Source organism: Rathayibacter sp. KR2-224, assembly GCF_049446075.1.
In the GTDB taxonomy this organism is placed as follows: Bacteria; Actinomycetota; Actinomycetes; order Actinomycetales; family Microbacteriaceae; genus Humibacter.
The window spans coordinates 2,037,626-2,061,299 of sequence record NZ_JBMSEB010000001.1 but is presented as its reverse complement, the minus strand read 5'-3'; the positions used below and the strand labels follow the sequence as shown (position 1 = coordinate 2,061,299).

The following is a 23,674-nucleotide window of genomic DNA, read 5'->3' as shown; positions in this document are numbered from 1 at the left end:
TGGTCGGCTCGCGGATCGCGCTCAACTGAACCAACCGCTGTTCACGCTTCCCAGGTTCGTGGTTCCGGCAGACAACGGAGTGCGGTGGGATGCCGCTGCCAGCGTCGGCGCCGGCGGAACCGCTGCATGTGCCGGAGCGGAGCATCCCGCGAGGCATGCCGACATGAGCACTGCCGTGAAGGCGGTCAACACCGCGGATCGCGCACGTCGCATGGACAACTCCCCTGTCTACCCGCGACGAGCATATCGGCGGGACGGTGCGGCAATCGCGGATATCGCGGCTGCGCCGACACGTCCGCTCAATCGGTTCGGTCGTGCGAGCAAGATAGCGTTTCGTCTAGGCGGGCGATGCCCGCCGGAACGAAGGATCCCATGCGCCGCACACCCCACTACCTCATGACGAACCCCGAAGAGGTCAAGCGGCTGATCCGCGACAACCCGTGGGCCACGTTCGTGTCGCCGACCAGTGACGGGCTCGTCGCATCGCACTATCCGGTGATGGTTGATGAGGATGCCGACGGCATCACGATCGTCAGCCACTTCGGGCGTCCGGATGACGAACTGCACGAGCTGGGCGACCACGAAATACTCGTCATCATCCAGGGCCCGCACGACTACGTGTCGTCAAGCTGGTACTCGCCCGGCGACATCGTGCCCACCTGGAACCACGTCACCGCGCATCTCTACGGCACGCCTGAGATCCTCAGCGACGACGAGAACTACCGCATGCTCAGCCGTCTCACCGACTACTTCGAGCAGCACCACCCGCACGGTCGCAGCCTCTCAGAAGACGAGGCGGGAACGCGTCGCATCGCGAAAGGCACGGTGGGACTGCGGATGCACGTGACCCGCTTCGACGCGCGCGCGAAGCTCAGCCAGAACAAGGCATCCGATGTGCGGGAGAACATCACGGCCCACATCGAGGAGCGCAACCCGGCGCTCGCATACGAGATGCGCCGGATCGACGAGGGGCGGTCAGAGACCGAGTAGGGGCGGCCGCACCGCTTCTCGCGGACGAGACGGCGGCGCGCCCACTCCGGCCTGCACCATGTCTCTCGTCACGCCCCGCAGACTTGAATCATGACCTCCTCGCTCTGGCTCGGCACCTACACCGCGGATGCCGGGGGCCACGGACGCGGGATCGCACGCGTCGCCCTCGACGAGGCGGGAGTGGTCGTGGGAATCCGTACGGCTGCTGCCGCCGACTCGCCTTCGTTCGTGGCGACGCATCCCAGCCTTCCTGTCGTGTACGCCGTTGAGGAGTTCGCCGGACGCGTCTGCGCGTTCCGCGTGGCGCGGGATGGCACGCTGCAGTCGCTAGGCGACGCGCAAGCCGCGGGCGAGGCGGTATGCCACATCGCGGTGGCACCGGACGGCCGATTCGCTATCGCGACGTGCTGGGGAGACGGACGCGTGCTTGCCTACGAGCTCGACGAACGCGGGGCGATCGTCGGGCGGACGGAAGCGCAGGCATCCGTTGATCCCTACCGCGATATCGCGGAGGAGCCCCGACCGAGCCGCGCGCACTCGTCGCTGTTCCTGCCCGACGGACGCGTGCTCACCACCGACCTCGGTCACGACACGGTGCGAGTGTGGCGCGCCGAAGGTGCATCCCTGGTGCCGGTGGCGGAGACCGTGCTGCCCTTCGGCTGCGGCCCCCGGCACATGGCGCTGCACCCCAGCGGCCACGTCTACGTGATGACGGAGTACTCGATCGAGGTGGCGGTGCTCGATCCGCACACGTTGGGCGTCGTATCAGTCGTGCCGGCGATCGCTCCGCACGAACGGGACGGGAACGCCGGCGCGCACATCTCCTTTGACGGCGACGGGCACCTGCACGTGACCGTGCGGGGCGCGAACGTGGTGGGAGTGCTCGAGGTGACGGATGCCGGTGCGCGCGTGCATCCCGTTGCCGCGGTCGACTGCGGCGGCAACTGGCCGCGACACCATCTGCAGCTGGGCGACCGCCTGTTTGTGGCCAACCAGCTGAGCGAGGACATCGCAGTGTTCCGGTTGCGCGACGGGATGCCCGTGCCAGAGACGACGGTGGCGACCGGGTCGCCGACGTGTCTCGTTCCGGCCGTCGTCGGCTGAGACGCCCCGGCGCGGCGCGGCCTTCCTCCGATCAGTTTCCTCGGCATGTCGATCGGCCGGCCCGTCGATCGTCATACCCGTAGACCCACCGATTCGGCGGGCGCATCGAAGGAGCTGTCATGAACGCCGCAACACACATCACGGGCATCCGAACGGTGAGCATCCCGGTCGACGATCAAGAGAGAGCGCTGCCGTTCTACGTCGACACGCTCGGGTTTGCACTCCTCCGCGACATGCCGACCCCGAACGGCGGCCGCTGGATCGAACTAGCGCCGGTCGAAGGGGACGTCATCCTTACGCTCGAGCCCGCGCGGCCGGATGTCTCGCGCGGCGCCATCGGAATCCGCTTCACGACCGACGACATCGAAGCGGCGCACCGGGAACTCGCCGCACGCGGGGTCGACGTCGACGAGATTCTGCGCTGGCAGGGCATCCCGCCGATGTTCGCGTTCCGTGACCCCGACGGCAACGCCTTCTCGATCACCGCGCTCGCCTGAGCGACCGTGCCTGGGCAGGATTTGGTCATCCACACGGGCTCGCCGATGGAGCAGCCGCGGGGGCGGGCCTCCGAGTCAGGCGGCGAGGTGGAACGTGCTGGCGAAGCGGCCGACGAGGTCGCCCGGTCCGCGCAACACCTCGATGACGCCGGCCGCGATCGCCTGATCGGGCCCCAGCTCACCCGAGATGAGCCGACGGATGCCCGGGCCCGCCGCGAAGGCGAGGTCCGAGGGTCCGTCGCCGCGCGTCACATCCAGTGCCGGCCCGTTCACGCGCACGAGCAACTGTGCCGAGCCGAACCTCGCCGAATAGGCGGTGGCCGGCAGGGACGCGGCGATCCGTGGCTGGAACGCGGTGCGTAGGTCGACAGTCATCGAGTCGGGCGTGATCACCTGCTCATCGCGCGGGTCGCCCAGCGCCTTGAATCCCCAGGCGCCGAGAGAGAGCACGATGGGCTCGAGTTCCCGGCCGAAGGGCGTCAACTCGTAGATGATGATGCGCGACCGCGGTGCCCTGCGGATGACGCCTGCCGCCTGCAGCTCCTTGAGCCGCGCCGCCAGGATGTTGCTCGGGATGCGCGGAAGGCCCGCGGCGAGCTCTCCGTAGCGGCGCGGCCCGACGAGCAGGTCGCGAACGATGAGCAGCGCCCAGCGCTCGCCAACGAGCTCGAGGGCTCGTGCGACACCGCCGTACTGCCCATAGTCGCGTGCTGCCATGTGCTGTCTGGATGGTCGCCGTCAGGCCTGCTGCGCGGCGAAGGCTTCCGGACCTTGCTCGGCAGCCTTCGGGTCCATCCAGCCGAACTCGAGCAGGTTCCCGTCCGGGTCGGTGAGCTGGCGCTGGTACATGAATCCGTAGTCGGCGGCGGGGCGTTCCTCGCTGCCGCCGGCGGAAATGCCCTCGGCGACGGTCGTGTCGACGGCTTCCCTGCTGTCCAGGAACATCGCGGTCGTCGCCGACACGGTCGACGACGGGTCGCCGATCGGCCGGTCGGTGAACGTCTGGAAGAAGTCGCGCACCAGGAGCATGAAGTAGCAGTGATCGTCGTCGACGACGACGCATGCCGCGTTGTGGTCGGTGAAGGCCGGGTTGATGGTGAATCCGAGCGCCGTGTAGAACGCCTTGGCGCGCTCCAGGTCGGTGACGGGCAGGTTGACGAACATGGCGGTCATGGTGAGTTCCTTTGCAGTCTGACAGGTTGTTGGGACCACACTTGCAAAAAACAAGTGGAGCGTCAAGAGCTCGGGCGGCACTCGTCTTTGCAGATCTGTCGCTGTTGTGCACGGATGCCTCGCCCCGCGTGCAACGGCGACAGATCTGATGTGTTCGGAGGCGCCTCGACCGGCCGACTGTTGGTGCCCCCTACGCCGCAGCCCGCTCGTGCACGGGCCGGCGTCGCAGCGCCGGGCTCTCCATCTCGGGTCCGCGGTACACCATGTCCATCGCGCCGATGCTCTCGCCCGGCGGAACGATCTCGTCGATGCGGTCGAGCACGTCGTCCGAAAGCGCGACGTCTAGGCCAGCCAGCGTGTCCTCGAGCTGCTCCATGGTGCGGGGTCCCGCGATAGCCGACGTGACGCCCGGATGCGCGATCACGAAAGCCATCGCGAGGTGTGTCAGCTTGACTCCGGCCTCGTCGGCCAGGGCGATGAGCTTCTCTACCGCGTCCAGCCGTCGCTGGTCGTGGAAATGCCGCATACCGCTTCGGGCGGACCGGAAGTTGTCGTTCTCCTGTCCTGCGCGATACCGCCCGGTCAGGGTTCCGCCCGCGAGCGGGCTGTACACCAGCGTGCCCATGCCATAACGCTGCGCGACGGGAAGGATCTCCCGCTCGATCTCGCGGTCGAGAATCGAGTAGTTCGGCTGCTCGGTGCGGAAGCGCTCGAAACCGCGACGCTCGGACATCCACTGCGCCTCCACGATCTCCGATCCGCGCATCGACGACGTGCCGATGGCACGCACCTTGCCCTGTCGCACGAGGTCCGTCAGCGCCGAGAGGGTCTCGTCGATGTCGGTGTCCGGGTCGGGGCGGTGCAGCTGGTAGAGATCGAGATGGTCGGTCTGCAAGTTGCGCAGCGAACGTTCGACTGCCTGCATGATCCATCGTCGAGACGCGCCGCGGTGATTGATGTCGTCGTCCACCGGACCCCAGAACTTGGTAGCGAGAACGACATCGTCGCGGCGACCCTTGAGCGCCTCCCCCACGACCTCCTCGGAGTCTCCGTAGCGGTCTGCCGTGTCCACGAAGTTGATGCCGGCGTCGAGCGCGCGATGGATGATGCGAATGGCCTCTTGCCTGTCGGGATTGCCGAACGATCCGAGCATCATGGCGCCGAGGGCGTACGGCGTCACTTTGATCCCGGTGCGACCGAGTGTTCTGTGTTGCATGCTGCTGCCTTCTCTAGTGGATGCCTGCGGCCCGAGCACGTGACGCCAACCGACGTCGTGCATCGTGCGGGCTAGAATGGATATTCGGAACAACGATCCGCATCTCACGTGGGCGACCGGGAGTGTTGTTCCGGAACCGTGTTCCGCTTAATTGAGACCCTAGCGGAACATCGTTCCGTACACCAGATGGGACCGAGCATGACTTCGACCGAGCGCGCCGACGAGGGCACGATCGACGCCAAGCCACGCCGAAAGCGCGCGGACGCCCGCCAGAATCTCGCCGCCCTCATCGAGGCGGCGAAGGCGGTGTTCGTCGAGTCGGGAGTGGATGCCCCGGTGCGCTCGATCGCCGAGCGAGCGGGAGTGGGCGTTGGCACCGTCTACCGGCATTTCCCGCTCAGGTCCGACCTCATCTCGGCCGTGTTCCGGCAGGAGATCGACGCCTGCGTCGCCGCGGCCGCGGAGATCGAGGCCGAGTACCCGCCCGGCGAGGCACTGGATCGGTGGATCATGCGCTACACGCAGTTCGTGGCGACGAAGCGCGGCCTTGCGGCAGCTCTGCACTCGGGCGACCAGGCGTACGAGCCCCTCGCTCACTACTTCTCCACGCACCTCGCGCCGACGCTGCAGCGGTTGCTGGCGGCGGCGAAGCGATCTGGAGACGTTGTGCAAGACGTGGACGCCGCCGAGTTCCTCGGGGCGGTCGCGAATCTGTGTCACGCGGACGAGCGGACCGGCTCGGGGCGCCCTGAGCGCATGGTGCGGCTGCTGCTCGCCGGGCTGCGAACTCCGGCGTAGGGTGCTCGTCACGTCATCCGATCGGCCTAGCCCCTCGCCTGCGAATCAACCCATGGCCTGACGCGCATCGCCACGACGGCGGCGAGCATGGATGCATGACCGTGATTCTCGAGGCATCCGCGCTGACCAAGTCCTACGGCGGCACCCACGCCCTGGCCGGGGTCTCGCTCGACGTGCAGGTCGGCGAGGCGCTGGCCATCATGGGCGCCTCCGGCTCGGGCAAGTCGACGCTGCTGCATGTGCTTGCAGGCATCCTCACGCCCGACTCCGGCTCCGTCGTGCTGCACGCGCAGCAGGGCCCGGTGTCGGTCGGCGGTCTGAACGATGGCGCACGCTCTGCGCTGCGCCGGGACACCTTCGGCTTCGTGTTCCAGCAGGGTCTGCTCATTCCCGAGCTCACGGCCATTGAGAACGCGGCGCTTCCGCTCATGCTCGGCGGCGTGCCACGTGCGGACGCCGAGCAGCGCGCCGCTCAATGGCTTGCGGCTCTCGGTCTCGCCGGGCTCGAGCAGCGCCGCATCGGTCAGCTCTCCGGCGGTCAGGCGCAGCGCGTCGCGGTGGCAAGAGCACAGGTGATCGAGCCCCTCGTCGTCTTCGCCGACGAGCCGACCGGCGCGCTCGACTCGACTACCTCCGGCGAGGTGATGGATGCCCTCATCGGCTCGACCACGGGCCGAGGCCGCACGCTCGTGGTCGTCACGCACGATGAGAACGTCGCCGCGCGCTGCACCCGAGTGGTGCGTTTGCGTGACGGGCAGGTCGTCGAGACGCGATCGCACGTAGCGGGCATGGACTACATCCAGACTCCGGCGGGATCCGCTTTCGCGACCATGCCGCCGGTCCCAGCGGCCACCGGCCAGGCAAGCCAGCGCCTCGGGGACCGAGCCGAAGGGCCGCAGCGATGAAGACGCTCGCGGTAGCGCGCATGCTGGCGCGGCCGACGGCATCCGGACGTGCCGCCATCCTGCTTCCGATCGTCGCGTTCGGCGTCGCCACCGCGCTGCTGCTCACCACGCTGGCCGGCGCGCTGTCGTTCTTCCGCTGGCATGACGACCTCGGATTCACCTACCAGGTGCTTGCGATCTTCGCGTCGTCCCTGCTGCTGGTGCCCCTCGCCTCGCTCGGCGGTTCGGCGGCGCGACTCTCCGCTCGCCGCAGGGACGACCGGCTCGCGACCCTGCGTCTCCTCGGCGCCACCACCGGATTCGTCGCGCGGTTGACCGTGCTCGAGTCGATCGCGCTCGCCGTGCTGGGTGCGCTCGGTGGCGTTGTGCTCTACCTCGCGCTCACGCCGCTGGTGGGTCTGATCGCGTTCCGCGGACATCCGATCGGAGCCGGCGCGCTGCTGCTGAACCCGCTCGTCGTCGCGGCCGTGATGGTGGGCATCGGCATGCTCGCCGGCGCCAGTGCTGCGATCGGCCTGCGGGGTGTGGTCGTCTCGCCGCTCGGCGTACGCACCCGGCAGTCGGCGCCACGCTCGCACTGGGTGCGAGTCGCAGCCGGTGTCGCGATCCTGGTCGCCGTCGTGTTCTGCGTTGCGAACCCGAGCATGCTCGGTGGTGCTGTCACCGTGATCGTCATCCTCGCGGCCGCGTTCGTGGCGGCCAACGCCATGCTGGGGCTGGTCGGCCCGTTCGTGATCCGCAGGTTCGCGGCATCCGGACTGCGACGCGCCAGCACTCCGCAACGGCTGATCGCCGCTCGGTCCGTGCTCGAGTCGCCGAAGGCGGCCTGGCGCCAGGTGAGCGGGGTCGCGATGACGAGCTTCATCGCGGTCTTCGCGGGCACGGCGCTCGCGATGATCGGCGCGGTCAGCGGTTCGCGAGCCGATCACGGCCAGGCGCTCCTCCTCGCCGACGTGCGCACGGGAGTGTTCATCACGCTGGCGATCTCGTTCCTCATGGTCGCCTGCTCTGTGGGGGTGAGCCAGGCATCGGGCATCCTCGACCGCCGCGACCTGTACGTGAGCCTCGACCGGCTCGGGATGCCCGTGCGCACCATGAACGCAGCACGCGTTCGCGCCGTGCTGTCGCCGTTGCGCATCGTGACCATCGGGTCCGCGGTGACCGCCGTGGTGATCGTGCTGCCGTTGGCCGGCGTGGCGCTCGTTCTCGCGCCGCTGTCGCTCGTGACGATCGCGGCCAGCATCGCGGGAGGCATCCTCGTGGTCTGGCTCGGACTCATGGCGACGCGTCCGGTGCTGCGACGCGTGCTGGCCGAGCCCTCGGCCATGGCGGAGTGAGCGAATCTGCCAGGTAGAGCCCGGAAAGCGCACACCATCCACCGGTAACCTCGTCACATGCCCGACATCGACCAGCAGGATGACCGGACGCGCGCGCTCGAGCAGCTGCACAGCATCCGCGAGAGCATCGACAACATCGACGCCGCGCTCGTGCATCTGCTCGCCGAGCGGTTCAAATTCACGCAGCAGGTCGGCAGGCTGAAGGCGGATCACGGGCTGCCCGCGGCGGATCCTGAGCGGGAGCGCGAGCAGATCAAGCGGCTGCGCGCGTTGGCCGTCGAGAGTCATCTCGATCCGGAGTTCGCGGAGAAATGGTTCAACTTCGTGGTGGCCGAGGTGATTCATCACCACGTGCGGGCCGGTGCCGCACCGACCGCGGAGTGAGCCGTTCTGCATGATGGGGCACACGGCCAAGCGATCGGGATGGCAGGAAACCTGAGATGACGAGCGTGAACTCGGCAAGGGCGAGGGGAATCACCGTCCCCGATCAGAGCGGCAGAACGGCCGTCGTCACCGGGGCGAACAAGGGCATCGGGTTCTTCACGGCCGCGGCACTCGCCGCCGCCGGCGCGCACGTGGTGCTCGCCTGCAGAGACGAGACGCGTGCGGATGCCGCCGCGCGAGCCATCGACGCGAGGTGCGCGCTCGAAGGGGTGCGGGCATCCGTCGAGGTGTTGCGGCTCGATACGTCGAGCCTGCAGAGCGTGGCCGAGGCGGCAAGGATGCTGCGCGAGCGCGACCGCATCGACCTCGTGATCGCGAACGCGGGCGCTGTGCATCCCCCGCGCACCCGGGAGACGACCGTGGACGGCAACGAGTTCGTGCTCGGCACGAACCTGCTCGGTCACTTCGCGCTGCTGGCCGGCCTCGTTCCGGTGCTGAGAAGTTCGCCAGGTGCGCGGGTGGTGAGCCTGGGCAGCATGGCAGCGCGGCTCTCGTCGTTGCTCGTCGACGACCTGCAGCTCGAGCACGACTACACGCCGTGGCGTGCCTACGCGCAGTCGAAGATCGCTGTGGAGTCGTTCGGCTTCGAGCTGGACCGCAGGATGCGCAGGGCCGAGCTCGACGCGACCAGCGTCGTCGCGCATCCTGGCTACTCGATCAGCGGACGCACGCCCCGCGTGCCGGGCGTGAACGAGCCGTCGAGGGGAACGGTCTTCGCCGACTCGCTGCAGGCGCCGTTCACCCAGGGCAAGGATCGCGGCGCCTGGCCGGTGCTTGCGGCCGCCACCAGGTCGGACGCCGTTGGCGGCTCGTACTGGGGTCCACGGTGGCTCGTCAAGGGCGAGCCGGCGAAGCAGAACCCGGCGGCGACGTCGGCGGACCCGCAGATCGCGCGACGCGTGTGGGAGTTCGCAGAGCAGGCGACGGGCATCCGCTTCGAACTCTGACGCCTCGGCTCCCGCGGCAATACGAGGCTTAGCGTGCTTTTCGCGTTTTTGCGGCGGCGCGGGATCAGGGCGTTGCGCCGCCTGCGGCTCCGGCCTTGAGCCCCGTCGGGAGCAAGCCGTCGCACACGAACTCGGCGAGTGAGGCCAGCTCGGTGCGTGCGGCCTCGCTCGCGCGATCGGATCCGAGTGCGAGGATGCCGAGCCACGCGCGGGCGGCGCTGCGCAGGCGGGATGCCGTGGGGCGCGCGGGTGCACTGGCGCTCAGCACCCTCTCGATGAGCGCTTGCAGGCGCTCGCGGTGCTCTCGCAGCGCGCTGAGCACCTCAGGATGGGTGTGCTGCTCGCGCGAGACGATGACGCCGATGACGTGCGAGGCATCCTCGAGCTCGCGGATCTTCGCGGTGAGGTTGAGCAGAGCGCCCGCCGGATCGCCAGGCTCGACGAAGGCGTCGACATCCAGTGGGCCGAGCGACATCCGCTCCGCCACGAGGGCGCGCAGCAGCTCGGCCTTGGTCGGAAAGTAGTAGAAGAGCAGCCCCTTCGGCACGCCTGCGGCCTCCGCGATGGCGGAGGTCGGGGTGGCGTCGAAGCCGTTTTCGGCGAAGAGGCGTTCGGCACCGTCGAGGATGCCCGCGCGGGTCTCGGCGGCGTCTCGGGTTCTGCGCCGGGGTGTCATTGTTCTCTCCTGGTGCGGGCTTCGGTGATGGGGTAGCCGGAGATCGCTGTGATGCGACTGATGGTGGGACGACGGGTTCGCCGCCATCCCACCATCAGTGTGGACTTCGTCAGTGCGAATGCGCCACGTCGTGGTCCGATCGCATGCTCGGTACGAGCTCCAGGGCGGTCACGATGATGACGACCGCTCCGCAGATCCACGAGAACCATGCGGCGCCCGCGTGGTTGGCGTACATGCCGGCCCAGGGAGAGATGAACAGAAGCACGCCGATGACGCCGTGCACCCACTCCATCCACTCGAGCCCGGGCATCGCGAGGTTGATGAGGCCCGCGATGATGAGCAGCACGCCGAGCACAACCATCAACACGACCGAAAGGCCGCCCGGCGTTACCCAGATGGGGGCAAGGGCGGCGACCACGCCTGCCGCGACGGTCACCCAGTCCTGCCACCGTGTCCACTTCTTCATGGATGAACACCTCCTCGATGTTCGGAACGAAGGTTCACCCCCAAGATTAGACTTGATTGACCGCCCGGTCAATAAGTTTGCGTCCGCGCCTGTGGGCACTCGCCAGGCCCCAGCGTTTGCGGGCGTACGGGGCTAGTCGCCTGGGGTGTAGAACTCCTGCGCGGGCGCCTGGCCGACGACGGGACCGAAGTGCTCAGCGAGCGTGGCCTGGTGGGATGCCCGCAACTCCTCCAGCCCCACGGTGAAGAGGTCCTGCACCTCGAGCACGGGCTGCTCGCCGACGGCCGCATCGGTCACCCCGATGCGCACAACCGGGTAGTCGCGCCCGTCGCACAGTCCGCGGAACTTCACGTCGTCTTCGCGCGGCACCGACACCAGTACGCGGCCCGTGGATTCCGAGAACAGGGCGGTGAGGGCATCCACTCCGTCGCGCTCCATGATCTCGGTCAGCCACACGCGTGCGCCGACACCGAAGCGCAGCACGCACTCCGCGAGGGCCTGGGCGAGCCCGCCGTCGGAGAGGTCGTGTGCTGAGGCGATGAGGCTCTCCATCCCTCCGGCGTGCAGCAGTTCGGCGAGCCGCTTCTCGGCATCCAGGTCGACCGCCGGCGGGCGTCCGCCGAGGTGCCCGTGCACCGTTCCGGCCCACGCCGAGCCGTCGAGCTCGTCACGCGTGACGCCGAGCAGGTAGATGTTGTCACCCGCGTCCTGCCAGCCAGATGGGATGCGACGCGCGACGTCGTCGATCACGCCGAGCACGCCGGCCACGGTCGTCGGGAAGATGGGCGTGTCGCCGGTCTGGTTGTAGAACGAGACGTTGCCGCCGGTGACCGGGATGCCGAGCTCGAGGCAGGCATCCGACAGCCCTTCGATGGCCTGCGAGAACTGCCACATGACCTCCGGGTTCTCGGGAGACCCGAAGTTGAGGCAGTCGGTGACGGCGGCCGGAACGGCGCCCGTGACGGCGACGTTGCGGTATGCCTCGGCCAGAGCGAGACGTGCGGCCTGGTGCGGATCGAGTTGGCCATAGCGTCCGTTGGCGTCCGTGGCGATTGCGAAGCCGAGCCCGCTCGTCTCGTCGACGCGGATCATGCCGCCGTCGTCCGGGAACGCGAGAGCGGTGTTGCCGCCGACGTAGTAGTCGTACTGGTTGGTGATCCAGCTCTTGTCTGCGAGGTTGGGCGACCCGACGAGGGCGAGGAACTGGTCGCGCAACTCGGCGCGGCCGTCGTCGGTGGAAGCATCCGGTCGCGGCAGCGCTGCGGTGGAGTCGGCCTGCAGGGCATCGAGCCAGGACGGATACGCCACCGGTCTGTCATACACGGGCCCGTCGACGGCGACCGTGCGCGGGTCGACGTCGACGATCTTCTCGCCGTGCCAGTTGATGATGAGCCGCCCCGTGTCGGTGACCTCGCCGAGGACGCTCGTCTCGACATCCCACTTGGCGGTCACGGCGAGGAACGCATCGAGTTTGTCGGGCGTGACGACCGCCATCATGCGCTCCTGCGACTCTGACATGAGGATCTCTTCGGCGGTCAGCGTGGGATCGCGCAGCAACACGTTGTCGAGCTCGATGAACATGCCGCCGTCGCCGTTTGACGCCAACTCGCTCGTGGCGCACGAAATGCCGGCGGCGCCGAGGTCTTGGATGCCCTCCACGAGCTTCTTCTGAAACAGCTCGAGGCAGCACTCGATGAGCACCTTCTCGGCGAACGGGTCGCCCACCTGCACAGCCGGCCGCTTCGTCGGACCGCCGGAGGCGAACGTGTCCGAGGCGAGAATGGATGCCCCGCCGATGCCGTCACCGCCGGTGCGCGCCCCGAACAACACCACCTTGTTGCCCACTCCAGAGGCGTTGGCAAGGTGGAGGTCCTCGTGGCGCAGCACGCCGACAGACAGTGCGTTGACGAGCGGGTTGCCCTGGTACACCGGGTCGAAGTAGGTCTCGCCACCGATGTTCGGCAGTCCGAGGCAGTTGCCGTAGAACGAGATGCCGCCGACCACGCCGTGCACGACGCGGGCCGTGTCGGGCTCGTCGATCTTGCCGAAGCGCAGCTGGTCCATCACGGCGACCGGACGCGCGCCCATCGAGATGATGTCGCGCACGATGCCGCCGACGCCGGTCGCAGCACCCTGGAAGGGCTCGATATAGCTGGGGTGGTTGTGCGACTCGACCTTGAAGGTGACCGCCCAGCCCTCACCGACATCCACGACCCCCGCGTTCTCGCCGATGCCGACCATGAGGTTCTTCTTCATCTCGGGCGTGACCTTCTGCCCGAACTGCCGCAGGTACTTCTTCGAGCTCTTGTACGAGCAGTGCTCGCTCCACATCACCGAGTACATCGCCAGTTCGCCGCTGGTCGGGCGGCGGCCGAGGATCTCACGGATGCGCACGTATTCGTCGTCCTTGAGGCCGAGAGCGCCGTATGGTTGCTCCCGATCGGGCGTGGCCGCCGCGTTGTCGACCGTGTCGAGGCCGGATGCCGCCCCCTTCGCCGATTCGTTCTCCGACTCGGTCTCTGTCGCGGGCTGGGTCACGGGCTCGGTCACGCGGCGGACTCCTTGTGATGGGGGATGCTCCAGTTCGAGTGCGCGGACGGCGGCGCGGAGCACCTCGATTCTACCGGCGCATTTCGAGGGGTCGCCGATGTCTGGATGGCGCGGGAAGCGTGGCAGGCTTGCCGGGTTGAGGGCGGGCGTGTGGGCCAGAGGGGGCCGTGTGGGTAGGCGTCGACTCCCCACCGGCCAACGACTCAGATCGTGACCACGAACTTGCCCGCCGACACGCCTTTGCCCAGCCTGTCGAGGGCATCCGAGATGTGTGCGAGCCCCTGGCCGACGACGATCGGGTCGGGCGCGGCCCGGTAGGCGCCGCTCGCCAGGGCCCGCGGGAGGAAGTCGAGGTACACGGCAGGGCCAACTTCGTTGTTGCGCAGGGGATCGCCTCGTTGTTGCGCCGGGGATCGCGTCGCTTGTGGGGTCCGTGCGCATCACAGCCGAACAGGGGGAACGGCTGACCGAGGATGCCGTCAGACGCCTCCTTGTGCCCGCATGATGTGATGCGGCGACGGGTGCCTGGGCTGCGCGGAGCGGAGAAAGGCATGCCGCCCGTCGCGCGCTCGTGTTGCCGTTCACCATGCCTGCTCAGGTGGCACCGCACTTTCACGTGCGCATGACGGCTCCGGTGGCACCGCGCTTTCACGTGCGCATGACGGCTCCGGTGGTCTTCTTCCTTTGTCGGGCGAGCGCGCGGGATTTGGTGGCGCGTCGCCATTGTCGCGTGCCGTCGATCCACACCGGTGGTCGTACGTAGGGGATGCCGTCGCGGATGGTGATCTGCCATCCGGAGGTGTCGATGGTGTGGTGGTGGTACCAACACAGCAGCACCCCGTTGTCGGTGTGGGTCGGGCCGCCTTTGGCCCATTCTTCGACGTGGTGGATTTCGCACCATCCGGCGGGGATGCCACAGCCGGGGATGGTGCAGCCGCCGTCGCGGAGGCTGATGCCGCGGCGTTGTTGTGGGGTGAACCCGCGTTCCGGGGACCCTAACGCGATCAGGCGTCCGTTCGGGGTGAAGTACCCCTTCTGCACCCCGCCGGTGCAGATGAACTGCTTCACCGTGCCGATCGAGACGGGTTCTGGGATTCCGTCGATCCACCCGGCACCGGTGCCCGAGGTGAGCTCGTCAGCGGATACGGACACCAGCACGGTGGGGGCAGCACCGCCGATGGTGGGCATCTCGGCGCTGCGGGAGGCGGCATCCAGGATGGCGGCGAAGGCGTCGTGGCGCTTCTGGGCGGCGGTGCGGGAGTCGCCGGATACGAGCACTTCTGCTTGTTCTTCGGGGGTGAGGAATCTGCCGGAGGTGGTCGGGCTGACACCGGTATCCAGGAGCCGGTCGAACTTGCCTGCGGTTTCCGGGATCAAGTCGACCAGGTACCGGGTCGCTGCTCCGCGTTTCCCGACCTTGCGGATGCCGCGCTCGAGCATCGCCTGCTCCTCCCGGCCTTTGACCCCGTCGGGATCTAAAGCGGCCTGCCATTGCAGGGCTTGCACGCGGGTCTGGTCGGCGGTGAAGGGAGTGATGGCTTCCCCGGTGGCAGTGTCGACGCCGAGCAGGCACCCGACCAAGGCGTGTTCGGCAGCCTCGAGCAGCACTGGCTCTGCCCGGTTCTCCACCGCACCAAGGCAGCTGATGATCACAGCAGCGGCGTCAACACCGATTTCGCCGTCGCCCATCGCTTCGGCGACAGCCGGGAACTTCGCCGGTAGGGCGTCGCCCGTCAGCGTCTGCCGGCTGCGGATTCCGGCTCCGATCCGGCACCGTTGCACGGCGGTGCGTTCGGTGATCTGAGTAACCCGGGCGATCAGTTCGTAGGCGGTGCGGCAGCCGTGCTTGGCCGACAACCGGTCCGACCCGAGTACCGGTCGGGAGCGTTCTGCTGCTTCGGCCGCCACCGCCACCCGGAGTGCGTCCACGGTACGGCCGAGGTTCTCGATCGCCGCCATCGCCGCCACCAACGCATCATCACCGAGGGCGGGAACCTCTTGAACGGTCACCGCAGCACGGGCAGCAGCAGTGGCTGCTTCCAGCTGTTCGGTGATCTCGGTCATGGTTCCACCCAACCACCACCCACCGACAATCCCGTACACAAACCCCAGATCAGCACCCCTTTCCTGTGGACAACGATGCGAGCTAGTGGGCTGTGGAGGACGAGACGTCGAGCGGTCGTGGGGTGGACTCGACGTCGGCAGACTCGGCGTCGGTGGACTCGGAAGGCCGAGGACTTGGGCTGCGGTCGCGCCCACTCCAGGCAGGCGCGACCTATCCTTTTCTCGCCGGATGAGCAGGCATCCCGCCACCCAGCAGGCGCGGGTCGGCCGCCACGGCGCACCTAAGAAGAGAGAACGCTCCACATGACGCACACCTCGAACCCCGCGGACGAACTGAGGCGCCTGATAGCAGAGGGGCGGATCTCCAACGAGGCGCTGCACGCGATCACAGGCATCTCGCCCGCCGCACTCGCCACCTTCTTGCGGGAGGCTCCGTCTGGCTCGCCAGTGATCTCGACGTGGTCCTCTCCGCTCTCGAGCGATGAGAGCGGACGGCTGAACATTCTCGCCTCGCAGTTGGCAGAGGGATTTCAGATCGACGATGACGTACGTCTCCGGGCGATCTTCGAGGGCCTGACGATCGACTGCAAGCTCACGCTCGAGAACATCGCCCAATTGACAGGCATCGACATGGACGACCTGGCTGCCGCCCTGGATGACCCGCGGAGCATCCCGACAGAGAAGAAGTACGCCCTCGCCATCAAGGGTTCGTACTTCATCAACGCGGTCAACCAAGCACGACGCAACTGAGCACGAAGCGCGACCAGACGGGATCGTGGCGGCGACGAGGAGACGCAGCCGACCGCGTGCATTCGTAGCATTGCAGGCATGGGAACCATCGAATTCGTCACCATAGAGGTGGCCGACGCAGGGGCGGCCGAAAGCTTCTGCGCCACGGCGTTCGAAGCCGGTGATCGAGTGCGAGTACGTGCATCACAACCGGCAACGACGGGCTTCCGCGGATTCACCATCTCGCTCGTGACGTCGCAGCCATCGACCGTGGACAGCCTGATCGGAAGCGCCATCGACTCGGGCGCCACGTTGCTGAAAGCGGCAACTAAGTCGCTGTGGGGATACGGCGGCGTCATCCAGGCGCCCGACGGCACGATCTGGACCGTCGCATCCTCGTCGAAGAAGGACACCGGGCCCGCGTCCCGGCGGATCGACGGGATCGTGCTCCAACTCGGTGTCGCCGACGTGGCGGCGAGCAAGCGGTTCTATCTCGATCACGGGCTGTCAGCCGCGAAGAGCTTCGGAAGCAAATACGCCGAGTTCGACACCGGCCCGATCAAGCTGACCCTCAACCCGCGGCAGACGCTGGCAAAGACTGCAGGCGTGTCACCCGCCGGGGAGGGCTCCCATCGCATCGTCATCGGCGGCGATGCAGGTGCTTTCACGGACCCCGACGGATACGTGTGGGAGACAGTCGCACCCTGAGCCGTGCGCATCAGCGGCCTCCACGGCGTTCCCGACGAGAACCTGCGCGACGAGGCCTGCGCCAGCCCATGCGAGCGATAGCCTGTCAGAAACCACAGACGGAGAATCGTGAGCCAGCAGACGCCCCAGCCCGGTAGCCAGCAGACGCCCGAGCCTGGTTACCAGCCGCCCAATCAGCCGCCGAATCAGCCCATCTACCAGCCGCCGGCGCAGCCCGGCTATCAGCATCCGTACACGCAGCCCGTCTACCAGCAGACCGTCGTGTACTCGACGTATCAGCCGCAGCCGAGGGGCCTGAGCATCACCTCGCTCGTGCTCGGCCTGGTCTCGATCTTCTTCGGCTTCACCTTCCTGGTACCGATCGGCGCCGTCATCTTCGGTGCAATCGGAATCAAGCGCGAACCGACCGGCCGCGGCATGTCGATCACGGGCTTGGTGCTCGGCGGCCTCTGCCTGCTCGGCTGGGCGCTGCTGGTCGTGCTGTGGGTCGTGTTCGCCGGCATCATGGTCGGCGCGGCCGCATCGTCTGGCGGCTACAACTCCTGAGGTCCGCGAGCATCCGGTGGCCTGAGGGCAGCTCTGACCTGATGGCTGCGCTGATCTGAGGCCTGTCAAGCCCCGCACCGTTCCTTGCGGTCCGGCCCGGCCTTAGCGACCCTGGAACCCATGGCCGATCTGCACGGGTGGCTCCCGTTCGCCGTCGCCTGTCTCATCGCCCTCGTCGCGGCCGTCGTACTGACGGCCGTCATCGGCGCCATCGTGAGCGCGATCGCGCGGCACAAGGAGTGGGCGAGGATGCTCGCCTCACGCGCGCGCATCCCCTTCCGCCTGCTGCTGCTCGACATCCTGCTCTGGATCGCGGTCACTGCGACGATACCGCTCGACGTTCCCCTGCCTACGGTCGAGGCGGTGCACCACGCCTTCCTCGTCGTCACGATCGCACTCGCGACCTGGTTCGGCGCCGCGCTCGTGATCTTCTTCGAAGACATCGGCCTCGCGCGCTATCGGCTCGACGTGCCAGACAACCGCTACGCCCGCCGGGTGCGCACGCAGGTCATGATCATCCGGAGGCTCACGATCGTGGCTGCCGTGGTGATCGGGGTCGGTGCCATACTGCTGACGTTCCCAGGTGCGCGGGCGGCGGGTGCGAGCATCCTGGCGTCCGCCGGCCTCATCGGTGTGATCGCCGGTGTCGCTGCGCAGTCTTCGCTGGGCAACCTCTTCGCCGGTATGCAACTCGCGTTCAGCGGCGCCATCCGGCTCGACGACGTCGTGGTCGTGAACAACGAATGGGGCCGCATCGAGGAGATCACCCTGACCTACGTTGTCGTGCACATCTGGGACGACCGCCGCATGGTTCTTCCCTCGACCTACTTCACGACGCAGCCGTTCGAGAACTGGACGCGGCAGCACAGCGAGCTCCTGGGCGCCGTCGAGTTCGACCTCGACTGGGCGGTCTCGCCCGACGCCATGCGCAAGGAACTGGATCGCATCCTGCGCAAGACCGATCTCTGGGACCAGCGCACGTCGGTACTTCAGGTGACGGATGCCGTCGGCGGTTTCGTGCACGTGCGTGTGCTGCTGACCGCGAAGGATGCCCCGACCCTCTTCGACCTGCGCTGCTACGTGCGCGAGAACCTCGTGGCGTGGATCCAGCGAGAGGCAACGGCCGCCCTGCCTCGCCGGCGCGTCGAGCTGGTGGAGGCGCAGGGGGCACAGCCGTCCCCGCGCTCGCGCGGAGTCTCAGGCGACACGCTCTTCAGCGGCAGCACGGATGCCGAACACCGCGCCTCGCAGTTCACGGACTCCATCCCCGTCGTGCCCAAGGTGGCGGCGGTGAAGGCGGAACGCCAGCGCGCGGAGGACGCGGACAACGACGACGAGCGCACCCAGGAGGCGAGCACTCAGGCGCGCTTGGGCCGCGGGAACACGGAACGCATGTGATCCGAGTCGAGGTAGTCGGCCACACCGATCAGGACGAGGCTGAACACGATCTGCTCGGTGACCATCCACAGCGGGTAGAGGCCCGGAATCGCGGCGAGCACGAGCGTGATCACGGGGAAGATCTTGCTGAACAGTCGAAGCCGCGAGTAGCCCCAGTAATAGCCGAGGGATGCCCGCCACGCGAAGTAGAACAACGTCGCAGTCATGCCCAACACGACCACAGTGCGCATCCACACCGACCAGGCGACGGGGATGCCGCCCGCCGCGAGAATCAGCGCGATCACGACGGCCGCGATGCCGATCGCGAACTCCAGCACAAGCAGCCACGTGATGGCCGCGAACGCGCGCCTGGTTCGCGGATGCCCGAGCAGCTCGCCGTCGACGCGCACCTGCGCCTGCCGTCCGCCGGCTAGACGATCGAGGCGGAGGAACAGCGGTTCGAGCCGCGCGACGACACCGGGCACCGTTCTTCCTCCAGCACAATTCAGGACATTTCGCGAGGAGTGCAGACTATGTCGCCGTCCCGGTGCATGTCCTGAATTGCGCGTCTCTGGGGGCGTAGGGGACGGCGACGGGCGCTTTGGGACAGCCGGGGCAGGGGCCGCCTAGGCGGCCTGCAGTGCGGCGATGGCCGACGTGAAGAATGTCAGCCCGTCGACGCCTGAGCGCATCGCGGCATCCGTGTCGGGCCCGAAGCCTGGCTCGGTGGCGTGCTCCGGGTGCGGCATGAGGCCGACGACGTTACCGCGCTCGTTCCTCACGCCGGCGATGTCGTTGATCGACCCGTTGGGGTTGACGCCCAGGTAGCGGAACGCCACCAGCCCATCGCCTTCGATGCGCTCGATCGTCTCGGCGGATGCCACGTACTCGCCCTCGCCGTTCTTGAGCGGGATGACGATCTCCTGCCCGGCGGAGAACCCGTTGGTCCATGCGCTGTCGGTGCTCTCCACCCGCAGCCGCTGATCGCGGCGGATGAATGCCCCGTGATCGTTGCGGATGAGGCCGCCAGGAAGCAGGCGTGCCTCCGCGAGCATCTGGAAGCCGTTGCAGATGCCGAGTACGGGCATCCCTTTGTTCGCGGCGTCGATGACCTCGCTCATGATGGGCGAAAGGCTTGCGATCGCGCCGCAGCGCAGGTAGTCGCCATAGCTGAAACCGCCCGGCAGCACGAGCGCGTCCACACCGTTCAGGTCGTGTTCGCCGTGCCACAGTGCGACGGGTTCGGCGCCGGCGGCGCGCACGGCGCGCTGGGCATCCCGGTCGTCGAGCGATCCGGGGAAGGTGATGACGCCGATGCGCATCAGGCCACCGCGCCCTGGGTCGCGCCCTGGCCGGCTGTCGCGTCCTCCGCGACGTGCACGCCCACGACGTCTTCGATGACTCCGTTCGAGAGCACCTCGGCGGCGATCTCACGAACGGATGCCAGCAGCTCGTCGGTCACCGGCGCATCCGTGGTGAGCTGGAACCGCTTGCCCTGTCGCACGTCGAACGCGCCGCGGCCGGTGCGTGCGAGCGCCGCCGCGATGGCCTTGCCCTGCGGGTCGAGCAGTTCCGCCTTCGGCATGACCTCTACAACGATGGTGGGCAAAGGGGACTCCCTGGGTTCGCGGCGTACGGGGGATGCCTCGATTCTACCGGCGCGGGGCTGGCGGCATTCCTGGGCTCATGGCTCGCAAGCTGTCTGACAGATAAGAATGCTGTCTGGTAGATTCGTCCGCATGTCATACATGCCCGACGCCATCCGCAGCATCACGTTGTCTACGCTGCGGTTGCCGTTGCCGGCGCCCATCTCCGATGCGAAGGTCTTCACCGGCAGGCAGAAGCCGATGACGGAGGTCGTGTTCCTCATCGCCGAGATCGAGACGGAGCAGGGCTTCTCCGGGCACGGCTTCAGCTACTCCAAGCGCGCAGGCGGTCCTGCGCAGTACGCACATGCCCGGGAGGTCGCAGGCGCGGCGATCGGTGAAGACCCCAACGACATCGCGAAGCTGTACACGAAGCTCTTGTGGGCCGGGGCATCCGTCGGCCGCTCCGGCGTTGCCACGCAGGCACTCGCGGCGATCGACATCGCACTGTACGACCTGAAGGCCAGGCGGGCCGGGCTTCCGCTCGCCAAACTGCTGGGCGCTCACCGCGACTCCGTTCGCACCTACAACACGTCGGGCGGATTCCTCAACGCGTCGATCCAGGATGTGCTCTCACGTGCATCGCGGTCGATCGAGGAGGGCATCGGGGGCGTCAAGATCAAGGTCGGGCTGCCCGACGGCGAAGAGGATCTCGGCCGAGTGCGTGCCGTGCGGGAGTACCTGGGCGACGACATCCCGCTCATGGTCGACGCGAACCAGCAGTGGGACCGCACCACCGCTTTGCGCATGGGCCGGCGGCTCGAGGAGTTCGATCTCACCTGGATCGAGGAGCCTCTGGATGCCTACGACGCCGAGGGCCACGCCGATCTGGCACGTGCGCTCGACACTCCGATCGCGACCGGCGAGATGCTCGCCTCGGTGGCGGAGCACGAGCGGTTGATTGCCGCGCGAGCGTGCGACATCCTGCAACCGGATGCGCCGCGCATCGGCGGCATCACGCAGTTCCTGCGGCTCATGACCCTCGCCGACCAGGCGGGACTGGATGTGGCACCGCACTTCGCGATGGAGATCCACCTGCACCTCGCTGCCTGCTACCCGCGCGAGACCTGGGTCGAGCATTTCGACTGGCTCGACCCGCTGTTCGAGGAGCGCCTCGAAACACGCGACGGACGGATGCTCGTGCCCGAGCGCCCGGGGCTCGGCATCACCTTCACTGGGCAGGCGCGTGCGTGGACCACCGAATCCGTGACGGTCGACGCGTCGGGAACGCGTTGACCGCCGTGACTGGGCTTTCGCGGGGAGAACAACTCGCCAGGACCATCGGGGACCGCATCATCGCCGGAGACATCGCGCCAGGCGAGCGCCTGCCGAGCGAGGGGGGTCTGGTGGAGGAGTTCGGCGTCAGCCGCACGGTAGTGCGCGAGGCGCTGCAGCGGCTCCAATCCCGCGGTCTGGTGCGCACCAGGGTCGGCTCTGGCAGCTACGCGCTGACTCCACCTGCGCCGGTCGCCGGTGACGACTGGCTGGCGGCTCGAGACGAGTCAGAACGCATCGAGTTGCACGCGTTCCGCATCGCGGTCGAGTCCGAGGCGGCGGCGCTCGCCGCCCGGCAAGCGGCCGATGGTGACCTGGCGACGATCGACGCGGCGCTTCTCGCACTGGAACAGGCGGAACTGCCGGCACACACGGTCGACGCCGACTTCGCGTTCCACCGGGCCGTGGCAGGCGCTTCTGGCAACCGGTACCTGCTCAGCGCCCTCGATCGCCTGGGTGCTCGAGCCATCGTGCTGCCGCCCGCCCGCCTCGCGGATGCTCCGCGCGATGAGGTGGACGCAGCCGCGGTGCTCGCGGAGCATCGGGGCGTGGCCGCAGCGATCCGCTCAGGCGACCCGCTGGCGGCATCCGCTGCCATGCGCGCGCACCTGACGGCATCCGCGGCCCGTCGCAGCCGCTGAAGGTGCGGCAAGCCATAGCCCGACGGCGCGTACGGTGTTGTCGAACGGGGTCGGGCGGAGCATCCGGAGGCGCGCATGAAGAAGTTCGAGCAGGGGCATGAGTCCGAAGATCTCGAGACCGTCGAGCTGAACCCTTTGTTCACGAGGCCCGGCGAGGCGACCGAGCTGCCTCGGAACCGCATTCCCGCAGGAGAGTCGCTGCCCGAGACGGCGTATCAGATCGTGCACGACGAGGTGATGCTCGATGGCAACGCCCGATTGAACCTCGCCACGTTCGTCGGCACCTGGATGGACGAACAGGCATCGCGCCTCTACATCGAGGCAGCCGACAAGAACATCGTCGACAAAGACGAATATCCGCAGACCGCGGCGATCGAACAGCGCTGCTGGAGGATGCTCGCCGACCTGTGGAACGCGCCGCACCCCGCGAAGGCGATCGGCACCTCCACTATCGGCTCGTCCGAGGCCTGCATGCTCGCGGGTCTCGCGCTGAAGCGGCGGTGGCAGCACGCCAGGAAGGCGGCGGGCAAGCCCACCGACAAGCCGAACCTCGTGATGAGCGCGGCCGTGCAGGTGTGCTGGGAGAAGTTCTGCAACTACTGGGATGTCGAGCCGCGCTTCATCCCCATCTCGCTCGACCACAAGACCATGGACGGCCACGACCTGGCGCGACACGTCGACGAGAACACGATCGGCGTCGTGGCGATCATGGGCGTGACCTACACGGGCATGTACGAGCCGGTCGCGCAGATCGCGCGAGCGCTCGATGCGGTGCAGGCCACGCGCGGGCTGGACGTTCCGATCCACGTCGACGGGGCATCCGGAGCCATGATCGCGCCGTTCCTGCAGCCCGACCTCGAGTGGGACTTCAGGATCGAGCGGGTCGCCTCGATCAACACGTCCGGCCACAAGTACGGTCTCGTCTACCCGGGGCTCGGCTGGATCGTGTGGCGCGACACCTCGCTGCTGCCTGAAGACCTCATCTTCGACGTCTCGTATCTCGGCGGCAGCATGCCCAGCTTCGCGCTCAACTTCTCGCGTCCGGGCGCTCAGGTGCTGCTGCAGTACTACAACTTCCTCCGGCTGGGATTCGAGGGCTACCGGCGGGTGCAGCAGGCATCCCGCGACGTGGCGCTCTACCTGTCCGATGAGGTGTCGAAGCTCGAGCCGTTCGAAGTGTGGACCGACGGATCGGACATCCCCGTGGTGGCCTGGCAGTTGAAGGACGGGTTCACCGACAAGTGGTCCCTCTACGACCTGTCCGAGGCGCTGCGCACGAGAGGATGGCTCGTGCCCGCATATCCCATGCCCGAGGCCCTCTCGTCGCTGACGGTGCAGAGGGTCGTCGTGCGCAACGGCCTGTCCCGAGACCTCGCGGCCGGTTTCGTCGAGGATCTCGTGGCTCACGTGCGCGACCTCGAGAGCCTCGCCTCACCCATGCCGGGTCGCAAGCGGGTGGCGTTCCACCACTGAGTGCCGGGCGCGTGGAGCGCCGAACCCCCTGAGTGCCGGGCGCACCCTCCGCACACCCTGCGTGCCGGGCCAACCCTCCGCGCACCCTGCGAAAAATCGGAGATTCACCGCG

Annotated in this window: 27 protein-coding genes; 15 read left to right on the top strand and 12 right to left on the bottom strand. The window is 67.8% G+C overall.

Translation table 11 applies throughout. The features are described from left to right. Positions 1–21: 21 nt before the first annotated feature. Positions 22–213, bottom strand: coding sequence for a hypothetical protein (locus ACO2Q7_RS09405; protein WP_423355347.1), 192 nt, complete (start codon positions 211–213; stop codon positions 22–24). Positions 214–372: 159 nt separating this feature from the next. Between ACO2Q7_RS09405 and ACO2Q7_RS09400 the strand changes: the two genes are divergently transcribed. From ACO2Q7_RS09400 to ACO2Q7_RS09390, 3 genes are all read left to right on the top strand, one after another. Then, positions 373–990 carry an FMN-binding negative transcriptional regulator gene (locus ACO2Q7_RS09400; protein ID WP_423355346.1) on the top strand — a complete coding sequence of 206 codons (618 nt, stop codon included), beginning with the start codon at positions 373–375 and terminating at the stop codon, positions 988–990. Between the two features lie 90 nt (positions 991–1,080). Beyond that, positions 1,081–2,094, top strand: a complete 1,014-nt coding sequence (locus ACO2Q7_RS09395) for a lactonase family protein (RefSeq protein ID WP_423355345.1) — start codon at positions 1,081–1,083, stop codon at positions 2,092–2,094. A gap of 119 nt (positions 2,095–2,213) precedes the next feature. Next, positions 2,214–2,591, top strand: a complete 378-nt coding sequence (locus tag ACO2Q7_RS09390) for a VOC family protein (RefSeq protein WP_423355344.1) — start codon at positions 2,214–2,216, stop codon at positions 2,589–2,591. Between the two features lie 75 nt (positions 2,592–2,666). On the opposite strand, the gene ACO2Q7_RS09385 is transcribed toward ACO2Q7_RS09390, so the two are convergent. From ACO2Q7_RS09385 to ACO2Q7_RS09375, 3 genes are all read right to left on the bottom strand, one after another. After that, entirely contained in the window at positions 2,667–3,308 is a 642-nt protein-coding gene (locus ACO2Q7_RS09385) for a winged helix-turn-helix transcriptional regulator (RefSeq protein ID WP_423355343.1), read from the bottom strand. 21 nt (positions 3,309–3,329) lie between these two features. Further along, a complete protein-coding gene (locus ACO2Q7_RS09380) occupies positions 3,330–3,764 on the bottom strand; it encodes a VOC family protein (protein WP_423355342.1) in 435 nt (144 codons plus the stop codon). A 190-nt stretch (positions 3,765–3,954) separates the two neighbouring features. Beyond that, complete coding sequence (locus tag ACO2Q7_RS09375) at positions 3,955–4,980, bottom strand: aldo/keto reductase (RefSeq protein ID WP_423355341.1); 1,026 nt, start codon at positions 4,978–4,980, stop codon at positions 3,955–3,957. 198 nt (positions 4,981–5,178) lie between these two features. On the opposite strand from ACO2Q7_RS09375, the gene ACO2Q7_RS09370 reads away from it, so the two are divergent. From ACO2Q7_RS09370 to ACO2Q7_RS09350, 5 genes are all read left to right on the top strand, one after another. Beyond that, on the top strand, positions 5,179–5,778 hold the full coding sequence (locus ACO2Q7_RS09370; protein ID WP_423355340.1) for a TetR/AcrR family transcriptional regulator: 600 nt from the start codon (positions 5,179–5,181) through the stop codon (positions 5,776–5,778). Positions 5,779–5,873: 95 nt separating this feature from the next. Continuing rightward, the gene (locus tag ACO2Q7_RS09365) at positions 5,874–6,683 is read left to right on the top strand and encodes an ABC transporter ATP-binding protein (RefSeq protein ID WP_423355339.1); all 810 of its coding nucleotides are present in this window, start codon (positions 5,874–5,876) and stop codon (positions 6,681–6,683) included. Further along, complete coding sequence (locus ACO2Q7_RS09360; protein ID WP_423355338.1) at positions 6,680–8,020, top strand: FtsX-like permease family protein; 1,341 nt, start codon at positions 6,680–6,682, stop codon at positions 8,018–8,020. The genes ACO2Q7_RS09365 and ACO2Q7_RS09360 overlap by 4 nt, the downstream gene beginning before the upstream one ends. 57 nt (positions 8,021–8,077) lie before the next feature. Further along, entirely contained in the window at positions 8,078–8,404 is a 327-nt protein-coding gene (locus ACO2Q7_RS09355; protein WP_423355337.1) for a chorismate mutase, read from the top strand. Between the two features lie 56 nt (positions 8,405–8,460). Then, on the top strand, positions 8,461–9,411 hold the full coding sequence (locus ACO2Q7_RS09350) for an SDR family NAD(P)-dependent oxidoreductase (RefSeq protein WP_423355336.1): 951 nt from the start codon (positions 8,461–8,463) through the stop codon (positions 9,409–9,411). 64 nt (positions 9,412–9,475) lie between these two features. Here the strand turns inward: ACO2Q7_RS09350 and ACO2Q7_RS09345 are convergent, their stop codons facing one another. The 5 genes from ACO2Q7_RS09345 to ACO2Q7_RS09325 form a co-directional block, all read right to left on the bottom strand. Further along, on the bottom strand, positions 9,476–10,087 hold the full coding sequence (locus tag ACO2Q7_RS09345) for a TetR/AcrR family transcriptional regulator (RefSeq protein WP_423355335.1): 612 nt from the start codon (positions 10,085–10,087) through the stop codon (positions 9,476–9,478). A gap of 109 nt (positions 10,088–10,196) precedes the next feature. Beyond that, positions 10,197–10,553, bottom strand: coding sequence for an SPW repeat protein (locus tag ACO2Q7_RS09340; protein ID WP_423355334.1), 357 nt, complete (start codon positions 10,551–10,553; stop codon positions 10,197–10,199). A 132-nt stretch (positions 10,554–10,685) separates the two neighbouring features. Next, the gene (gene purL, locus ACO2Q7_RS09335; protein ID WP_423355333.1) at positions 10,686–13,103 is read right to left on the bottom strand and encodes a phosphoribosylformylglycinamidine synthase subunit PurL; all 2,418 of its coding nucleotides are present in this window, start codon (positions 13,101–13,103) and stop codon (positions 10,686–10,688) included. Between the two features lie 203 nt (positions 13,104–13,306). Next, positions 13,307–13,462, bottom strand: coding sequence for a hypothetical protein (locus ACO2Q7_RS09330; protein ID WP_423355332.1), 156 nt, complete (start codon positions 13,460–13,462; stop codon positions 13,307–13,309). Between the two features lie 289 nt (positions 13,463–13,751). Continuing rightward, positions 13,752–15,167 (bottom strand): DUF222 domain-containing protein, encoded by a 1,416-nt coding sequence (locus ACO2Q7_RS09325; protein WP_423355331.1) that lies wholly within the window; start codon positions 15,165–15,167, stop codon positions 13,752–13,754. Positions 15,168–15,470: 303 nt separating this feature from the next. On the opposite strand from ACO2Q7_RS09325, the gene ACO2Q7_RS09320 reads away from it, so the two are divergent. The 4 genes from ACO2Q7_RS09320 (at position 15,471) to ACO2Q7_RS09305 (ending at position 18,548) form a co-directional block, all read left to right on the top strand. Then, positions 15,471–15,917: an HTH domain-containing protein gene (locus ACO2Q7_RS09320; RefSeq protein ID WP_423355330.1), complete on the top strand. Its 447-nt coding sequence runs from the start codon at positions 15,471–15,473 to the stop codon at positions 15,915–15,917. A 78-nt stretch (positions 15,918–15,995) separates the two neighbouring features. Beyond that, positions 15,996–16,604, top strand: a complete 609-nt coding sequence (locus tag ACO2Q7_RS09315) for a glyoxalase (RefSeq protein WP_423355329.1) — start codon at positions 15,996–15,998, stop codon at positions 16,602–16,604. 108 nt (positions 16,605–16,712) lie between these two features. Next, positions 16,713–17,150 (top strand): DUF4190 domain-containing protein, encoded by a 438-nt coding sequence (locus ACO2Q7_RS09310; protein ID WP_423355328.1) that lies wholly within the window; start codon positions 16,713–16,715, stop codon positions 17,148–17,150. A gap of 120 nt (positions 17,151–17,270) precedes the next feature. Next, the gene (locus ACO2Q7_RS09305) at positions 17,271–18,548 is read left to right on the top strand and encodes a mechanosensitive ion channel family protein (protein WP_423355327.1); all 1,278 of its coding nucleotides are present in this window, start codon (positions 17,271–17,273) and stop codon (positions 18,546–18,548) included. Here the strand turns inward: ACO2Q7_RS09305 and ACO2Q7_RS09300 are convergent. From ACO2Q7_RS09300 to ACO2Q7_RS09290, 3 genes are all read right to left on the bottom strand, one after another. Further along, positions 18,509–19,012, bottom strand: a complete 504-nt coding sequence (locus tag ACO2Q7_RS09300) for a hypothetical protein (protein ID WP_423355326.1) — start codon at positions 19,010–19,012, stop codon at positions 18,509–18,511. The two genes, ACO2Q7_RS09305 and ACO2Q7_RS09300, sit on opposite strands and share 40 nt — an antisense overlap. A gap of 141 nt (positions 19,013–19,153) precedes the next feature. Further along, positions 19,154–19,849 (bottom strand): phosphoribosylformylglycinamidine synthase subunit PurQ, encoded by a 696-nt coding sequence (gene purQ / locus ACO2Q7_RS09295; RefSeq protein WP_423355325.1) that lies wholly within the window; start codon positions 19,847–19,849, stop codon positions 19,154–19,156. After that, on the bottom strand, positions 19,849–20,136 hold the full coding sequence (locus ACO2Q7_RS09290) for a phosphoribosylformylglycinamidine synthase subunit PurS (protein ID WP_423355324.1): 288 nt from the start codon (positions 20,134–20,136) through the stop codon (positions 19,849–19,851). The genes purQ and ACO2Q7_RS09290 overlap by 1 nt, the downstream gene beginning before the upstream one ends. Before the next feature lie 130 nt (positions 20,137–20,266). Between ACO2Q7_RS09290 and ACO2Q7_RS09285 the strand changes: the two genes are divergently transcribed. From ACO2Q7_RS09285 to ACO2Q7_RS09275, 3 genes are all read left to right on the top strand, one after another. Next, positions 20,267–21,409, top strand: a complete 1,143-nt coding sequence (locus ACO2Q7_RS09285) for an L-talarate/galactarate dehydratase (RefSeq protein WP_423355323.1) — start codon at positions 20,267–20,269, stop codon at positions 21,407–21,409. A gap of 5 nt (positions 21,410–21,414) precedes the next feature. Next, complete coding sequence (locus ACO2Q7_RS09280; RefSeq protein ID WP_423355322.1) at positions 21,415–22,089, top strand: FadR/GntR family transcriptional regulator; 675 nt, start codon at positions 21,415–21,417, stop codon at positions 22,087–22,089. 75 nt (positions 22,090–22,164) lie between these two features. Beyond that, positions 22,165–23,562, top strand: a complete 1,398-nt coding sequence (locus ACO2Q7_RS09275) for a glutamate decarboxylase (RefSeq protein WP_423355321.1) — start codon at positions 22,165–22,167, stop codon at positions 23,560–23,562. Positions 23,563–23,674: the final 112 nt, after the last annotated feature.

Bases quoted from the DNA above. Each gene is read 5' to 3' on its own strand.
- ACO2Q7_RS09405 (WP_423355347.1), bottom strand. From the start codon at position 213: ATGCGACGTGCGCGATCCGCGGTGTTGACCGCCTTCACGGCAGTGCTC.
- ACO2Q7_RS09400 (WP_423355346.1), top strand. From the start codon at position 373: ATGCGCCGCACACCCCACTACCTCATGACGAACCCCGAAGAGGTCAAG.
- ACO2Q7_RS09395 (WP_423355345.1), top strand. From the start codon at position 1,081: ATGACCTCCTCGCTCTGGCTCGGCACCTACACCGCGGATGCCGGGGGC.
- ACO2Q7_RS09390 (WP_423355344.1), top strand. From the start codon at position 2,214: ATGAACGCCGCAACACACATCACGGGCATCCGAACGGTGAGCATCCCG.
- ACO2Q7_RS09385 (WP_423355343.1), bottom strand. From the start codon at position 3,308: ATGGCAGCACGCGACTATGGGCAGTACGGCGGTGTCGCACGAGCCCTC.
- ACO2Q7_RS09380 (WP_423355342.1), bottom strand. From the start codon at position 3,764: ATGACCGCCATGTTCGTCAACCTGCCCGTCACCGACCTGGAGCGCGCC.
- ACO2Q7_RS09375 (WP_423355341.1), bottom strand. From the start codon at position 4,980: ATGCAACACAGAACACTCGGTCGCACCGGGATCAAAGTGACGCCGTAC.
- ACO2Q7_RS09370 (WP_423355340.1), top strand. From the start codon at position 5,179: ATGACTTCGACCGAGCGCGCCGACGAGGGCACGATCGACGCCAAGCCA.
- ACO2Q7_RS09365 (WP_423355339.1), top strand. From the start codon at position 5,874: ATGACCGTGATTCTCGAGGCATCCGCGCTGACCAAGTCCTACGGCGGC.
- ACO2Q7_RS09360 (WP_423355338.1), top strand. From the start codon at position 6,680: ATGAAGACGCTCGCGGTAGCGCGCATGCTGGCGCGGCCGACGGCATCC.
- ACO2Q7_RS09355 (WP_423355337.1), top strand. From the start codon at position 8,078: ATGCCCGACATCGACCAGCAGGATGACCGGACGCGCGCGCTCGAGCAG.
- ACO2Q7_RS09350 (WP_423355336.1), top strand. From the start codon at position 8,461: ATGACGAGCGTGAACTCGGCAAGGGCGAGGGGAATCACCGTCCCCGAT.
- ACO2Q7_RS09345 (WP_423355335.1), bottom strand. From the start codon at position 10,087: ATGACACCCCGGCGCAGAACCCGAGACGCCGCCGAGACCCGCGCGGGC.
- ACO2Q7_RS09340 (WP_423355334.1), bottom strand. From the start codon at position 10,553: ATGAAGAAGTGGACACGGTGGCAGGACTGGGTGACCGTCGCGGCAGGC.
- ACO2Q7_RS09325 (WP_423355331.1), bottom strand. From the start codon at position 15,167: ATGACCGAGATCACCGAACAGCTGGAAGCAGCCACTGCTGCTGCCCGT.
- ACO2Q7_RS09320 (WP_423355330.1), top strand. From the start codon at position 15,471: ATGACGCACACCTCGAACCCCGCGGACGAACTGAGGCGCCTGATAGCA.
- ACO2Q7_RS09315 (WP_423355329.1), top strand. From the start codon at position 15,996: ATGGGAACCATCGAATTCGTCACCATAGAGGTGGCCGACGCAGGGGCG.
- ACO2Q7_RS09305 (WP_423355327.1), top strand. From the start codon at position 17,271: ATGGCCGATCTGCACGGGTGGCTCCCGTTCGCCGTCGCCTGTCTCATC.
- purQ (WP_423355325.1), bottom strand. From the start codon at position 19,849: ATGCGCATCGGCGTCATCACCTTCCCCGGATCGCTCGACGACCGGGAT.
- ACO2Q7_RS09285 (WP_423355323.1), top strand. From the start codon at position 20,267: ATGTCATACATGCCCGACGCCATCCGCAGCATCACGTTGTCTACGCTG.
- ACO2Q7_RS09275 (WP_423355321.1), top strand. From the start codon at position 22,165: ATGAAGAAGTTCGAGCAGGGGCATGAGTCCGAAGATCTCGAGACCGTC.